Here is a 14142-nt window from a genome sequence, read left to right on the forward strand (position 1 = left end):
TTCTATGTCGTCTGCAAATAACGATCTGTTTTACTCCCGCCTGCCTGTCAATGAAATTCCGTTGAGCGAACTTTTGGCAGAAGAACACCTTTTTTATAAAATTCCTTCCAACTGGCATGTTGTAATCACTGATGTAAAGAGTTCGACAAAAGCGATCGAGCGGGGCGTACATGAAACGGTGAACTTACTGGCAACAGGCAGCATTGTAGCTGTGTTAAATATTGCTTACAAAGCACATATTTCAATCCCTTTCTTTTTTGGTGGAGATGGAGCCAGTTTCATCGTCCCGCCTTCTATATTCGAGCCAGTTTTAAAGGCACTCAGCATATACCGGGAAAACACACTCGATAATTTCAACCTTGACCTGCGGGTGGGCACGGTACCGGTAGCCGATATTTACCAGGCTGGCCATCTGTTGCAGATCAGTAAGCTACGCAGTACGCAATTATTTATTATCCCTGTTGTACTGGGTGATGGATTGGCTTATGCCGAAAAAATTATAAAAGGCGAAGATTACAAGCTGCTGCACGTAAATAAAGAGCCCGAAGAATTAGACCTGACCGGTATGCAATGCCGTTGGGACAAGATAAAGCCACCAGAAAACTTTGATGAAGTAGTGAGTCTTTTGGTAACTGCACGCAACAGCGAGCAGCAAGCGGGTGTTTTCAAAAAAGTAATTGACCTGCTGGATAATATTTATGGCGAACCCGAAAGACGGAAACCTATATCCATTCCGATGCTGAAGTTAAAGGCCACTATAGGAAAGATAGGACTTGAAATGAGAACAAGGTTTGGCCGGCTCAAACCTGTGTACTTATTCAGCAACTGGATAAAAATGTTGCTGGGCTATTTCTATTTCCGCACCCGGAAAGGAAAAGAATATTTGCGACAACTCGTGGCCTTGTCCGACACATTGGTCATTGATGGAAAAGTGAACACGGTTATTTCCGGCACTGCTGTGCAGCGGGAGAAATTGCAAGCCGCATTGAATCAGCTGGAACAGGAAGGTGAAATCAACTACGGCCTGTACGTAAGCCGTGAATCGGTGATGAGCTGTTATGTTCGCAACCTTAATGAAGAGCATATTCACTTCGTAGACGGAGCCGAAGGTGGTTATACTAAAGCAGCGGGAATGCTGAAACGCAAAATGGTACACCCGGCTTAAGTTTAATAGTAAAACTCTCTCCACACGACAGCAATAAACTCCAATCATAGTCAAAAAAATCCACCCGTCACTCTTACTGCGGAAGGCGCCAAATTATTTTAAGCGGCGTGCAACATTCTCCGATTATCTTTTACTTTATATAAAACCAATTACCTGGAGCTCAGAGTCACAATACCTTCTGCTGATACACTGGTAGCACAATGCATCAGGGGCGATATGTCGGCTTACCGGTTACTGTATGACCGGTATTCAAAAGCTATGTATAATACGGCTCTTCGTATTACCGCCAACAAGGCTGATGCGGAAGATATACTGCAGGATTCTTTTGCAGATGCTTTTTTGCAACTCCATTCTTTTGAAAACAAAGCAAGTTTCGGAGCCTGGTTAAAACAAATCGTGGTATTTAAAAGCGTGGCCCTATTAAAAAAACGACGTTTGATCTTCACTGATATTGAACAGGAGACGGCCGAGCCAGCCGAAGAAAATACCCCGGATGAGCAGGAACTGGAGTTTACGGTAGCTGGTATTAAAAAGACGATGAGTCAACTACCCCACGGATACAGAACTGTTTTATCGCTTTATTTATTGGAAGGCTATGACCATGAGGAGATCGCTGATATTTTGCAAATAAGCCATTCAACAGCCCGGACGCAATACAAACGGGGTAAACAAAAACTTTTACAACTGTTGCAAAAAGAGGAAAAGATATGAGCAAGAGTCTTAAAAATTTTATAGAAGAAAACCGGCGGGAGTTTGATGATGAGCTTCCTCCTTCCGGGGTTTGGCGCCAGGTAGAACGATCCATAGGTACTAACAAGCCGCAAAAGAAAATATATGTCAGGGATCTTTATAAATGGAGTGCTGTTGCGGCCGCTTCCCTGCTCATTATTTCCGGCATTTATTTTTTGACTGCCAATAAACACAACAACGCAAAACCAATCGTCAACGACGCTGCACAAAAAAAAGGCACAGACGATATCAGCAAAATTGCACCTGAGTATGCAGCTGAAGCTTCTAAAATATATGAGTCAATAGAAATACAGCAACAGCAGCTAAAAACTATCGCTAAAGAACAACCCGAATTGTATTCGCAGTTTGCGGAAGACCTTGCGGCACTGGATAGTTCATACCGGGTACTCAAAACACAGGCCGTACAAACCCCTAACCGGGAAGTAATCATAAAAGCAATGCTTCAAAATCTGCAACTGCAGGCGGAATTGTTGAGCAAGCAATTAGGCATCATCTACGAATTTAAAAACAACAAAACATTGAAAAATGAAAAGAATAATAATCCCCGCATTTAGTATTTCGCTACTATTATGCGACATCATCAGCCAGGCCCAGGAGGAAAAACAAAAAGAGCGACAGAAGTTTGAATTTGTAAAACAAAGAGATATTTCAAAGACTTACCCTGCTTCCGGCAACAAGCTGTCCATAGATAATCATTTTGGCAATGTAAAATTTGTCGGCTGGGATAAGAACGAGATTAAAGTAGATATACATATCGCAGCAAGCTCCAACCAGCAGGACTTTGCCCAAAAAATATTTGATGCGATTACAGTTTCCGATAAACAACAGGGAAATGAAATACAGTTTAAAACAATTATTGACAGTAAAGATGGCAAGAATGACAACTGTAAGAATTGCAAATCCAGCATGAGCATCGACTACGAAGTGCACTTGCCTGTGTCTGTTGCATTATCGGTTGAAAACAATTTTGGTAATACCGAAATCCCCGATTATACCGGATCTGTTTCTATCAAAAACAAATTCGGCAACCTGGCTGCGGGCTCATTAAGCAATGCAAAAGATATCGTAATAGAATTTGGAAAAGCAAACATAAAAAATGTTTCCAATGTTGATGCGACATTCAAATTTTCCAAGGTTGGGATTGCAAATTTATCCGGCAACAATGAAATACAACTCGAGTTTTGTGATGACACGAAGATCAGCCTTGATGATAATTTATCTTCACTAAAGATGAGTGAGTCTTATAGCACGGTGAATCTTAAACCGGGCAACCTTTCCGCCAGCTATTCGATTGCGACCAGCTTTGGAAGTGTAATTGATCGCAGCAATGCATCTATAAGACGCACCGATACGCCTGACAAATATGGTCCCGATTCAAATAAAAGTTATGAAGGAAAATCGGGTAACGGCTCAGCTAAAATTGAGATCAAATCCAGTTTTGGCAAGATCATCGTCGGCGAACCAACCGCTGAAGATTTAAAAGACAACAGCAATAAAAATAAGAACAAGAATAAGTCAAAGGGTGGCGTGGTTCATTTGTAAAACTAACCAGTTTCTTTTATAGACAGGCCCGGGTATTTCCCGGGCTTTTTATTTATCACTTGTGGCACTTCAATCATTCTTTTTTGCAATTCAGACAAACCGGATTTGACATGCTTCAGTTACACAATTAGCTTCGGGAAAAATAAATGCAAAATGAAAAAAATAATTTTATTGTTGTTTATAACATTAATAACAGGCATTGGCCTTTACGCACAAGAAGCAAAACCTGAAGCTGGTAAACAATTCATGCAAATCAACACTGTTGAGTCGGTAGTGTCTGGCGGCCTGGGTCGCTCTAAAATGATTGTAACAAATCCCGATGGTTCACAAAAGGAATCGGATTTGGAAAACCTCTTCAGTATGACGGGAATCAACTTTAAAAACATAAAGGAGAATGAAGATAAACTCGTAAGAACATTGAAACAGTATACGGATGATGGCTGGAAACTCGATCATGTGACGTCCCTGACACTCAGCCAGAACGATAGTGGCGCCGGTGGCATCTTTATGACCCGTTATCTTCTGTCAAAGCCCCTGGAGAAAAAAGCTTTTTGAGTAAAAACATTATTCCTGAAAATCTACAAGCAATAATGGGTGTGCTTATCTGTTCAGGATAGCACACCCATTATTTTTTAAAATATCTTATCAATTAATTATTCATAGCTGAACTAAAGAACCCCTGGTCAGCCAAAACATTTTCTGGCGTGGTATAATTGAGAAGGCTGTTTTGGATGATACCGGCCAACTCGTCGCGGTTCATACAAAATGCAGCATTGATCAGGGAAAGTTTGTAAGAATTGATCTTCAAAAAAGCTAAACGGGAAGTTTGTGTAATGTGGTCGTCTGTGAAATGAAACTCATCGGCGATATGCGCCTGGTCATTGGGGTAAAGATTGCTCATAAAACAGATATTGGTTTTACAAATATTGGATATTTTCTAAACGGAAGATAGGGTAAAAAATTGTTCAGTGTGAAAATAATGAATGAATTATTGTGGCTAGCAGATTGAAAATCTATTATTTAGGGGTTACTTCCAAACACAAAACTGAATCTGGATCAATAAAGGCAAGGTTATTCAACCTTATTGGCGATCGCCAGTTCAGTTGTCTTTTTTATACTCAACTTATACCGAAGAACAATATCATCGTTGTATAAAATGTACAACCATTGAATGGTCGGTGAGTTGACAACATAAGAATAGTTTGTTTTCATGCCTACACCGTTTAGTGGTATTAACAAAGCCGAAGTGGTGGTTGAATAGAGGGTTGTGTCGAGAAAAGGATCACTGCTTACACTCATGTCTTTTAGAGCATCCGATGTTTCAAGTTGCAATTGAAGTGTATCACCAAGCGATGCTTCGATTACGCCTCTTTCCGGCAGGTAGGCTGTTATTTGATATTTGGAAAACGATTTTTGCTTAAATGGTGAGTGGCGAAACTCCGGCATTAGCGGTGGATCATCCATCAATGTCCACCGAAGATCATCCGGGTAGTGTTCACGAATGAACTGTTCCGGCGCCGTTAAAAAATATTGTTCGTCCAACTGTCGAACAAAGTCATTGCCATGCCAGCTGATATAACCGCTTGCCCAGGTTACATCTAATAATTTCCATACACTGTCGATCAGCACTGCATTCCAGGAATGATTGGGCCTGAATCGCTGAATGCGTTTGGTAGACTCCGTACGGGCATATCCATGAATCACTTCAGCTTGTATGCCGCTGTAGCTGCACAGTGTTTTAAAAAGCCGGGCATAGCCGTCGCATACGGCGACTCTTTCATCCAATACATTTTCAGCTACCCTTTCATCCAGTGGTTTTAGTGCTGCGGTATCATTGCCATCATCCTCAATAACCGGTATTGCTGTCCTTCTGCGGAAACGTGAAGGAACGGATGGCCTCGTTCTGTAATCAATGTTGGCGGTGATCCAGTAAAAAATGGCTTTTACTTTTTCCAGATCGGTGGTACAATTCAATGTCAACTCCTGTGCTAGCCCTTCTGGAGTGATAACAGTATTTTGTTTCTTTTTTTCTTTTCCATTCTTATCCTGCAAACTCTGTGAAAAGGCAGAATAGGAAATAAGGATAAGACCCAAAAAGATGCTTCGCTTCATAAACGAGGAGTAACCATTATAAAGTTACAATTTATCAGCATCTCCCGATGAATGGTAAACCGGCTCGGTTATTTTTTCTTAGATCTGTCAATCACATCCAACAAGCCTCCCCTGGTTTTATCAAGGGTGAGCTCCCAAAACATAATGCCTTTTAAGCCTTTGTCGATAGCATACTTTGTTTTTGCTTCGATAGAAACCGGATCGTCAAAGGTGGCAAATGTTTTTTTAGCCATGTTGTACGCATATGCTGCCCCTGAAATGGTATCCCTGTAAAAAACAAAACCGTCGTCTTTAGAAAGACGGCTATCGAACTGCCGGTAAGAAATAAAACTTTTGAACTTACCCGGCTGATATAAACCATTATTCACCGAATCTACATTTTCCCATGTACGGGCATAAAAGGCCGCCCCGATCACAATTTTATTGGCCGGCACACCCAGGGATGTCAGGTAAGTTATTGCGTTATCAGCAGACTCGACCTGTTCAGGAGTTGAATACAGGGGTGTGTGATGCCCGGTTCTTGTACTATATCCATTTACCAGGTCATAACTCATCAGGTTTACATAATCCACCACCGGCATTACTTCCTTCCAGTCAATCGACTCCTGTAAAAATTTTGGAAATCCTCCTGCCGCAAAACTGATATCATGTTTGTTTCCCAAACTATTCCGCAGATCCTTTACGAGAGCGGTAAAGTTGGCTTTATCTTCTAACTTAAAAGCATGTCCCGGATGACCCTCTATTGCAGGGTACTCCCAATCAAGATCAATACCATCTGTTTTAAAATAATCGTTGACTTCTTTCACGGAACGGGCAAATGCTTTTCTGCCCTCATCGGTTGAAAAAACCGGTGAACAAAATTCACAACCTCCCCAGCCTCCGAGAGATAATAATACCTTCAATTTGGTGTTCTTTTTTTTCAATGAAACGAGTTTCCTGATTGTTGCAGAATCGCCTTTGTTGTCAACATTCAACCGGTTTCCCTTGAGATGACAGAAACTATAAATGATATGCGTCAGTTTTTCTACGGGGTAATTGTCAATAGTTGTATTGTCGCCCGAGTAATAAGCAATCACTGCCAATTCATTTCTGTCATCACCGGGTGAGTTTTTTATAAAGGCAAAAAGGAAAAGCGATATAAACATCAATGCCGTTAGCCAATAAACTATCTTTTTCATCCGTACAGTTTTATAGGAGCCAATTTAATTCAAAAACCAACTATGCGTTCGGAAAATATTTTTTTACGAGGGTAGCCGGTGCAACGGTTTTCCATGCGGTAGTCAATGCGTCAACCAACATTGCCTTTTTGACCTTTTTTAAATTGATCATGGTCCAACCCTGGCGGCCCCAGCCGCCTGGAACTGGATAAATGACTGTTGTGTCAAAGGCACAAAAAACCGATTGATCAACCAGGGAAAGTTTTATCACCATTACATGTTTGCCGACATGCAGGACAGCCAGCACTTTGTTCCTGATACGAAAGTCAGGCTTTTCAAAATGAGATTTTTCTTCCACTTCAGGAAGAGAAAGAGCTAGTTGCCTGGCTGCAGGAAGAGAAATCATTTTATCGTGGATTAATTTATTTAACTAAACCAGTGGAATAGGGGTCGATTCTCAGCAAACACTTATCGAATGGGCGGTCTCACAACTTTCTATCTACCTGCCCTGAGCAGTTTATAAATCTTTATTGCTGACATCAGCAATACCACAAAAAGAATCAGCCCCACCAGTCCCCAAACAAAACTGAGATTTTGCTTAACCACAACAAGCATTACAACTGCAACCAGAAATATTGTAGCTACTTCATTCCAGATCCGCAATTGCTGTGAACTGTACCTGAACTTTCCCTCACTCTGTTGTTTATAAATTGCATGTAATGAAAAATGATAAATATATAAGCCAAGGACAAAACAAAGTTTGATCAGCAGCCATTGTGGAAACGAATCAAACAAATAAAACAGCCAACCGCCGAGAACAAGTGTAAGGATTGCCGAGGGCCATGTGATGCCGAACCATAATCTTTTTATCATTATGGCAAACTGCTTTTGCAAAATACTTTTTTCGGGTTCAGTCTTTTCATTAGCCTCGGTGTTATAAATAAACAATCTTACGATGTAAAACATCCCGCTAAACCAGGTAACGATAAAAATAATATGCAGGGCTTTTATGTACAGGTACATGAAAGAGGTTTAAAGTTTAAAAGTTCAAGGTTTAAAGTTTATCAGGCGTTGAAGTATGTGTTGGTGCGAACACAATTTTAACTATTAAACAAACTTAAACCCTTAAACTCGTCAGGCTAACAACATGTCCTTTTTACCGCTATTGATTTCCTCCACCCAGTTCTTCAATGTAGAAACCCATAACGGATGTGTATTTAAACAAGGGATCATTTTATAAGACTCACCGCCAGCCTGCATGAAAACCTCTTTGCCTCTTTCCTCTATTTCTTCCAGTGTTTCCAGGCAATCACTCACGAAAGCGGGACAAAGTATCAGCAATTTTTTTATCCCTTCTTTTGGCATTTGCTCCAGGCGAATATCTGTAAAGGGCTCCAGCCATCCTTTGCCCAGCCGGGATTGAAAAGATATACTGTATCCATCAGCGGGCACAGTCAATTGTTGCATCACCAATTTTGTTGTTTCAAAGACTTGCCGCTTATAACATGTAGAGTATCCTGCCGATCCAGGAACACACTCTCCATTGGTAGCAACACATTTTTGCAGCGAGACAGGATCATTTCTGTGGATATGCCTGGCCGGAATACCATGATAGCTGAATAAGATATGATCATAGGGCTGGTCAAGATAAGGCCTGATATTTTCTGCTAAGGCATTGATGTAAGAAGGTTCATCAAAAAAAGGTTTGATAAACCGAAGACTAAACGGATATTTTTTTTCGCGGTGCGTTTTTTTGGCGTGTTCGACAGCAGTTTCGTAAGAAGACATGGCATAATGCGGATACAACGGCACAGCTATTACTTCTTCCAATGCTGGCTCTCTTTTGAGCAATTCATCAAATCCCCTGGCAGGTGTCAGGCTGCCATACCGCATCGCAATTTCTACAGGCTCACTGATCTGCTGCTGCAGTGCCTGCTGTAATTGTTTGGTGAGCACTACTAACGGTGATCCTTCTTTTGTCCAGATAGTTTTATAAGCTTCTGCAGACTTCGCCGCACGGAAAGGTGTGATAATTCCTTTCACCAATAACAAGCGAAGCAGCCACGGTTTATCGATCACTCTTTCATCCATCAGGAATTCATCCAGGTAACGCTTTACATCTTTTACTTCTGTTGAATCCGGTGAACCTAAATTCATTAATAGTATGCCTCTCTTCATAATTCAAAACCGATTATAAGTGGGCAAAGGTAATTACTCTGTTTAAACAGTGAGTTGTGGAAAGCGAATAGCAAAGAATATTTTTGTTGCGGCAGGCAACGGTGCATTTGCTATTTCCGTTTATACTCCGCAATTCACTTCCCTGATTTTGCGAAATAATTCATACGATAATTGTCAGCTCTCATCCTGATTTTTATCAATTCATGACTAAAATGACATTGCAATGACAGTATTTTTCGCAACTTGGGGATGTCAACGGTATTTTTGCACAACCATTTAAGCGACATAAGATAATGACTGCACACCGGGCCACTGACATATCAAAGTTTTATGCGATAGGGATCAACTACAAGAAAAGTAATGCCACCACCCGTGGTTTATTTGCTATCAGCCCTGAACAATATGCGGCTGCACTTGAAATGGCTCCCGGGTATGGGCTGAATGAATTGTTTATTCTTTCCACCTGTAATCGTACCGAGGTGTATGGTTTTGCTGATAATGCACAACAACTCATCAACCTGCTTTGCTCACAAACAAAGGGAGATTTCAATACGTTTAATGATCTGGCTTATATCAAACATGGCAAGCAGGCCATCCAGCATTTATTTGATGTAAGCGCCGGTCTCGATTCGCAGATATTAGGTGATTACGAAATTGTGGGACAGATCAAAGCTGCGGTGAAATTTGCAAAGCAACATGGTTTTATCGGAACATTTTTAGAACGATTATTCAATGCTGTATTGCAATCATCGAAGGCTATAAAAAATGAAACTGCCATCAGCGGCGGCACCATTTCTGTTTCGTTTGCGGCGGTTCAATATATCCGGGAAAAAGTATTGGATGTTGCAGGCAAAAAAATAATGTTGCTGGGTACAGGTAAGATTGGCCGCAATACCTGCAAAAACCTGGTGGACTACCTGGATACAAAAAATATTACGCTTGTTAATCGTACTGAAGAGAAAGCGGCGGAACTGGCTGTTGAGCTCGGGCTGCAGCATGCACCGGTTGATGAACTAGCGCAGCAAATAGAAAGCTCAGAAATTATCCTGGTTGCCACCAATGCATCAACGCCTACTATTCTTCACTCACATTTGGAAGGTAAGGGTGAAAAACTGATCATCGACCTGTCTGTTCCTTACAACGTTGAGGATGCTGCCCAGGAGTTGCCCAATGTACACCTGGTAAATATTGATGACCTGTCGAAAATCAACGACGAAACACTGGCAAAACGCAAGGCGGAAGTGCCAAAAGCAAAAAGCATTATCACGAAACATATGGCTGAATTCGCGGACTGGCTGATGATGCGCAAACATGCTCCAATTTTAAAAGCGGTTAAAATAAAGCTGAAAGAAATTCATACCTCTCCATTATTTTCCAACTACACTACAACTGCTAATTTTGCCGGAAAGGATCCCGATGAAAAAATTCAACGGGTGATAAATGGAATGGCATCAAAAATTCGTCTCCAAAATCAGGGTGGCTGTAATTATATTGAAGCGATCAATGAATTTATAGCTTCCGAGGCAAGCTGAAATGACAAATAAGATTATTCGTATCGGCACAAGGGAAAGTCAATTAGCTGTGTGGCAAGCCACACAGGTTAAATCGCTTTTGGAGCGATATGGCTTCCCCTCTGAACTGGTGTATATAAAAAGCGAAGGCGATCTTGACCTCAAAACTCCGTTGTATGAAATGGGGGTACAAGGTATTTTCACCCGAAGCCTGGATGCTGCATTGTTAAGTGATAAAATTGATGTGGCTGTGCATTCAATGAAGGATGTGCCCACGCAATTGCCGAAAGGAATAATACAGGCGGCTGTGTTAAAACGTGGACCCGTGAATGATCTTTTGGTTTTTAAAACTGATGACCATTTTCTTCACGACGAAAATTATGTTGCCAATATTGCTACCAGCAGCTTACGTAGAAAAGCACAATGGCTAAACAGGTATCCGCATCACCAAATACATAATCTCCGCGGCAATGTTAATACAAGACTCCGCAAACTACATGAAGAAAATTGGGATGCAGCCATTTTTGCTCAGGCCGGTTTGGAACGGATCGATCTTCGTCCCGAAAATAGCCAGGTGATTGACTGGATGCTTCCCGCTCCGGCACAGGGAGCCATCATGGTTGTTTGCAGGAGCGATGATGAATATACTTATAAAGCCTGCCGTCATTTTAATGATGAGATGACCGCTTTATGTGCGAAAATTGAAAGAGATTTTTTGCGGACATTAATGGGCGGCTGCTCCACTCCCATCAGCGCATTAGCTGTTGTGAAAGACAACCATATTTCTTTCAAAGGAAATATCTTATCGCTGGATGGAAGTCAAAAAAAAGAAGTAGAAAAAATTGCAGTAATCAGTGATGCTGGTGATTTGGGCAATTTGGCCGGGAAGGAATTATTAGTAAGTGGCGGACGGAAAATATTGGAGGAGATACAGCATGCTGTCAAATAAGCCTTCCATATTATGCACCGGCCCGGTTGATCAATCTGCTATGCAAATGGCGGAAACTAATGATGTTGATATCGATGTTATTCCTTTTACCGAAATAAAATCCTATCCGCCGGAAACTATTCGGCCACAAATTCAATCCATATTGCAACAAAAAGCTGTGGTGGTATTTACCAGCAGCAATGCGATCAAGCCTGTTGTCCAGTCACTGGATGGTGTTACGCCTGCCTGGACTATTTATTGCATCGGCTATTCTACTTATGAATTGGCCAAACAATATTTTGGCGAAGAAAATATTAAAGGCACCGCTGGCAATGCAGCAAGCCTTGCAGCAAAGATCATTGAAGGTGGAAATACAAATGAGGTAATATTTTTTTGTGGCAATCTTCGTCGTAACGATTTGCCGGCTGCCCTTGTACAACAAAATATAAACGTTAAAGAAATTACGGTTTATCACACATCGCTGGTACCAAAACCGATAGAAAGAGATTATGATGCAATTCTTTTTTTTAGCCCCAGCGCTGCAGAAAGTTTTTTTATTGCCAATGACCTTCCTCCAAAAACGGTGCTGTTCGTCATGGGTCACACGACTTCGGTTGAAATAAAAAAATTTTCCGCCAATAAAATCATCAGGGGTGATGAACCCATCAAGCATAAACTTGTTATGAAGGCAGTGGAATTTGTGAAGAACAATTTTACTGCTGTTAAACAGGATTCATAAACTTATAGCTAATAAAACATGAGCACTTTAAAAAACGATCTCTTGCTTCGGACATTGAAAGGTGAAAAGGTAGAACGTCCCCCCGTATGGATGATGCGGCAGGCCGGCCGGTATTTGCCTGAGTATATGGTATTGCGTGAGAAGTATGGATTCTTTGAACGTTGTCAAACACCTGAACTGGCTTGTGAGATAACGCTGCAGCCTGTTGATATTATCGGCGTGGATGCTGCCATTCTCTTTTCAGATATATTGGTAGTGCCGCAGGCTATGGGACTGGAAGTGCAGCTGATCGAAAGTAAAGGGCCCATTTTACCTAACCCGATAAAAAGCATCGAAGATCTTGCCCGGGTAAAAGTGCCTGATGTAAACGAAACATTGCCCTATGTTTTTGATGCCATTAAACTGATCAAGCAGGAATTAAATGGCCGGGTGCCACTGATCGGCTTTGCCGGTGCGCCATGGACATTATTGTGCTATATGGTACAGGGCAAAGGTTCCAAAACATTTGATGAGGCTAAAATATTTTGTTATACACAACCCGAAACAGCCCATCGCCTGTTGCAAATGATCACAGATACTACCATCGCTTACCTGCAAAAACAAATTGAAGCAGGCGCGGATGTAGTCCAGATTTTTGATTCATGGGGTGGGTTACTAGGCCCAGCAGATTTTGAAGAATTTTCATTGAAATACATCCGGCAAATCGTCAGGGCTGTAAAGGATATGGCTCCTGTAATCGTTTTTGCAAAAGGAGCCTGGCATAGCTTGGAAGCCATGTCGGCAACTGGTGCGACAGCGCTGGGAATAGATTGGTGCATCACAGCACAAATGGCAAGACAGCTCGCCGGTCCTGATATTGTTTTACAGGGAAATTTTGACCCGGCGAAATTGTTGTCGCCGATCCCTGTTATTAAAAAAGAAGTGAAACAAATGCTCACAGCTTTCGGCGGACAAAAACATATTGCCAACCTGGGACATGGCATTTTACCCAATGTGCCGGTCGATCATGCCAGGGCTTTTGTTGATACGGTGAAAGAATTTGAAAAAGAAAGAACCGTGATTGAAGCCTAACCATTCTTAACTTAGACCATTCGGTCCTGATTATAAATAAATTCCAGTGAGTACAACACTTGCATATCCATTAAAAGATTTGTGGATCCATTACATCCAGGATCTGCAAAACCGAATTTGCAACGCACTACAGCATGAAGATGGGAAGGCCAGCTTTCTGGTTGACAGGTGGGAAAGAGACGGTGGTGGCGGTGGTGATACAAGGGTTATCGCCAATGGCAATGTTTTTGAAAAAGGAGGAGTCAACACGTCTGTTGTTCATGGTGATGTTACTGATATCATGCGCAAACAACTTAATATCGACGGGCATAAATGGTTTGCTTGTGGTTTATCACTGGTGATTCACCCGCTCAACCCTTATGTACCTACAGTGCATGCTAACTGGCGATATTTCGAATTGTATGATGAGTCAAATAAGATTATTGACCGCTGGTTCGGTGGCGGCACTGACCTAACTCCCTATTATCTTTTCGAAGAGGATGCAAAGCATTTTCATCATACCTTAAAAAACACCATTGATCCCTTCGGCCTGGAACTATATCCGCAATACAAAAAAAATTGCGATGAATATTTTTCCAATACACATCGCGGTAACGAGATGCGTGGCATAGGAGGAGTTTTTTATGATTACCTGAAACCGGCTAATGAACAGGATAACGAAAAGCTGTTTTTGTTTCAACAGGCAAATGGGAACGCTTTTCTTCATGCCTATCTTCCTATCGTTGCACGAAGAAAACATACACCCTATGCTGAAAGAGAAGTTGAATGGCAGGAAATGAGGCGTGGCCGGTATGTAGAATTCAATTTACTACATGACCGTGGAACTATTTTTGGTTTGAAGACCAATGGCCGTACAGAAAGTATCTTGATGAGTTTACCACCAAGGGCACGTTGGGCTTACGATTATCATCCTGAAGCGGGAAGCGAAGAAGAGAAATTGTTGGAAGCTTGTTTACATCCGAGAGATTGGGTTTAAATGTTTGATGTCG

16 protein-coding genes are annotated in these 14142 nt (G+C 41.6%); 10 read left to right on the forward strand and 6 right to left on the reverse strand.

Going from position 1 to position 14142, the window contains the following annotated elements:
• Positions 1-4: 4 nt before the first annotated feature.
• The 5 genes from P2W73_RS17875 to P2W73_RS17895 all read left to right on the forward strand — a co-directional run bounded on the left by P2W73_RS17875 (position 5) and on the right by P2W73_RS17895 (position 4012).
• Positions 5-1165: a DUF3095 domain-containing protein gene (locus P2W73_RS17875; RefSeq protein ID WP_276503454.1), complete on the forward strand. Its 1161-nt coding sequence runs from the start codon at positions 5-7 to the stop codon at positions 1163-1165.
• A 216-nt stretch (positions 1166-1381) separates the two neighbouring features.
• Positions 1382-1876 (forward strand): RNA polymerase sigma factor, encoded by a 495-nt coding sequence (locus tag P2W73_RS17880; protein ID WP_276503455.1) that lies wholly within the window; start codon positions 1382-1384, stop codon positions 1874-1876.
• On the forward strand, positions 1873-2469 hold the full coding sequence (locus P2W73_RS17885) for a hypothetical protein (RefSeq protein ID WP_276503456.1): 597 nt from the start codon (positions 1873-1875) through the stop codon (positions 2467-2469). Before P2W73_RS17880 ends, P2W73_RS17885 begins: the two co-directional genes overlap by 4 nt.
• On the forward strand, positions 2441-3457 hold the full coding sequence (locus P2W73_RS17890; protein WP_276503457.1) for a DUF4097 family beta strand repeat-containing protein: 1017 nt from the start codon (positions 2441-2443) through the stop codon (positions 3455-3457). The genes P2W73_RS17885 and P2W73_RS17890 overlap by 29 nt, the downstream gene beginning before the upstream one ends.
• 153 nt (positions 3458-3610) lie before the next feature.
• Positions 3611-4012 (forward strand): hypothetical protein, encoded by a 402-nt coding sequence (locus tag P2W73_RS17895; RefSeq protein ID WP_276503458.1) that lies wholly within the window; start codon positions 3611-3613, stop codon positions 4010-4012.
• Between the two features lie 94 nt (positions 4013-4106).
• Here P2W73_RS17895 and P2W73_RS17900 read toward each other — a convergent pair whose 3' ends face one another.
• From P2W73_RS17900 to hemH, 6 genes are all read right to left on the reverse strand, one after another.
• The gene (locus P2W73_RS17900) at positions 4107-4358 is read right to left on the reverse strand and encodes a hypothetical protein (protein WP_276503459.1); all 252 of its coding nucleotides are present in this window, start codon (positions 4356-4358) and stop codon (positions 4107-4109) included.
• A 170-nt stretch (positions 4359-4528) separates the two neighbouring features.
• Positions 4529-5569: a transglutaminase domain-containing protein gene (locus tag P2W73_RS17905; protein WP_276503460.1), complete on the reverse strand. Its 1041-nt coding sequence runs from the start codon at positions 5567-5569 to the stop codon at positions 4529-4531.
• A gap of 68 nt (positions 5570-5637) precedes the next feature.
• A complete protein-coding gene (locus tag P2W73_RS17910; RefSeq protein WP_276503461.1) occupies positions 5638-6747 on the reverse strand; it encodes a glycoside hydrolase family 18 protein in 1110 nt (369 codons plus the stop codon).
• 40 nt (positions 6748-6787) lie between these two features.
• Positions 6788-7132, reverse strand: a complete 345-nt coding sequence (locus tag P2W73_RS17915) for an MmcQ/YjbR family DNA-binding protein (RefSeq protein ID WP_276503462.1) — start codon at positions 7130-7132, stop codon at positions 6788-6790.
• Positions 7133-7221: 89 nt separating this feature from the next.
• Entirely contained in the window at positions 7222-7749 is a 528-nt protein-coding gene (locus tag P2W73_RS17920) for a CopD family protein (RefSeq protein ID WP_276503463.1), read from the reverse strand.
• Between the two features lie 111 nt (positions 7750-7860).
• Positions 7861-8904: a ferrochelatase gene (gene hemH / locus P2W73_RS17925; RefSeq protein ID WP_276503464.1), complete on the reverse strand. Its 1044-nt coding sequence runs from the start codon at positions 8902-8904 to the stop codon at positions 7861-7863.
• 293 nt (positions 8905-9197) lie between these two features.
• Between hemH and hemA the strand changes: the two genes are divergently transcribed.
• Genes hemA through hemF form a run of 5 tightly spaced genes read left to right on the forward strand, consistent with a single transcriptional unit; the run spans position 9198 to position 14129 of the window.
• Positions 9198-10436, forward strand: coding sequence for a glutamyl-tRNA reductase (gene hemA, locus P2W73_RS17930; protein WP_276503465.1), 1239 nt, complete (start codon positions 9198-9200; stop codon positions 10434-10436).
• Between the two features lies 1 nt (position 10437).
• A complete protein-coding gene (hemC, locus tag P2W73_RS17935) occupies positions 10438-11364 on the forward strand; it encodes a hydroxymethylbilane synthase (protein WP_276503466.1) in 927 nt (308 codons plus the stop codon).
• 46 nt (positions 11365-11410) lie between these two features.
• Complete coding sequence (locus P2W73_RS17940; protein WP_276503467.1) at positions 11411-12082, forward strand: uroporphyrinogen-III synthase; 672 nt, start codon at positions 11411-11413, stop codon at positions 12080-12082.
• 18 nt (positions 12083-12100) lie between these two features.
• Positions 12101-13153 carry a uroporphyrinogen decarboxylase gene (gene hemE / locus P2W73_RS17945; RefSeq protein WP_276503468.1) on the forward strand — a complete coding sequence of 351 codons (1053 nt, stop codon included), beginning with the start codon at positions 12101-12103 and terminating at the stop codon, positions 13151-13153.
• 46 nt (positions 13154-13199) lie between these two features.
• Positions 13200-14129 carry an oxygen-dependent coproporphyrinogen oxidase gene (gene hemF / locus P2W73_RS17950; RefSeq protein ID WP_276503469.1) on the forward strand — a complete coding sequence of 310 codons (930 nt, stop codon included), beginning with the start codon at positions 13200-13202 and terminating at the stop codon, positions 14127-14129.
• The last annotated feature ends 13 nt before the right edge of the window (positions 14130-14142 follow it).

Origin of the sequence: Terrimonas pollutisoli (genome assembly GCF_029360765.1) — a bacterium.
In the GTDB taxonomy this organism is placed as follows: Bacteria; Bacteroidota; Bacteroidia; order Chitinophagales; family Chitinophagaceae; genus Terrimonas_B; species Terrimonas_B pollutisoli.

Coding starts and splice junctions, on each gene's coding strand:
- hemC (WP_276503466.1), top strand. CDS start 10,438: ATGACAAATAAGATTATTCGTATCGGCACAAGGGAAAGTCAATTAGCT.
- P2W73_RS17910 (WP_276503461.1), bottom strand. CDS start 6,747: ATGAAAAAGATAGTTTATTGGCTAACGGCATTGATGTTTATATCGCTT.
- P2W73_RS17890 (WP_276503457.1), top strand. CDS start 2,441: ATGAAAAGAATAATAATCCCCGCATTTAGTATTTCGCTACTATTATGC.
- P2W73_RS17885 (WP_276503456.1), top strand. CDS start 1,873: ATGAGCAAGAGTCTTAAAAATTTTATAGAAGAAAACCGGCGGGAGTTT.
- P2W73_RS17900 (WP_276503459.1), bottom strand. CDS start 4,358: ATGAGCAATCTTTACCCCAATGACCAGGCGCATATCGCCGATGAGTTT.
- P2W73_RS17905 (WP_276503460.1), bottom strand. CDS start 5,569: ATGAAGCGAAGCATCTTTTTGGGTCTTATCCTTATTTCCTATTCTGCC.
- P2W73_RS17875 (WP_276503454.1), top strand. CDS start 5: ATGTCGTCTGCAAATAACGATCTGTTTTACTCCCGCCTGCCTGTCAAT.
- hemA (WP_276503465.1), top strand. CDS start 9,198: ATGACTGCACACCGGGCCACTGACATATCAAAGTTTTATGCGATAGGG.
- P2W73_RS17940 (WP_276503467.1), top strand. CDS start 11,411: ATGGCGGAAACTAATGATGTTGATATCGATGTTATTCCTTTTACCGAA.
- hemH (WP_276503464.1), bottom strand. CDS start 8,904: ATGAAGAGAGGCATACTATTAATGAATTTAGGTTCACCGGATTCAACA.
- P2W73_RS17915 (WP_276503462.1), bottom strand. CDS start 7,132: ATGATTTCTCTTCCTGCAGCCAGGCAACTAGCTCTTTCTCTTCCTGAA.
- P2W73_RS17880 (WP_276503455.1), top strand. CDS start 1,382: ATGTCGGCTTACCGGTTACTGTATGACCGGTATTCAAAAGCTATGTAT.
- P2W73_RS17920 (WP_276503463.1), bottom strand. CDS start 7,749: ATGTACCTGTACATAAAAGCCCTGCATATTATTTTTATCGTTACCTGG.
- P2W73_RS17895 (WP_276503458.1), top strand. CDS start 3,611: ATGAAAAAAATAATTTTATTGTTGTTTATAACATTAATAACAGGCATT.
- hemE (WP_276503468.1), top strand. CDS start 12,101: ATGAGCACTTTAAAAAACGATCTCTTGCTTCGGACATTGAAAGGTGAA.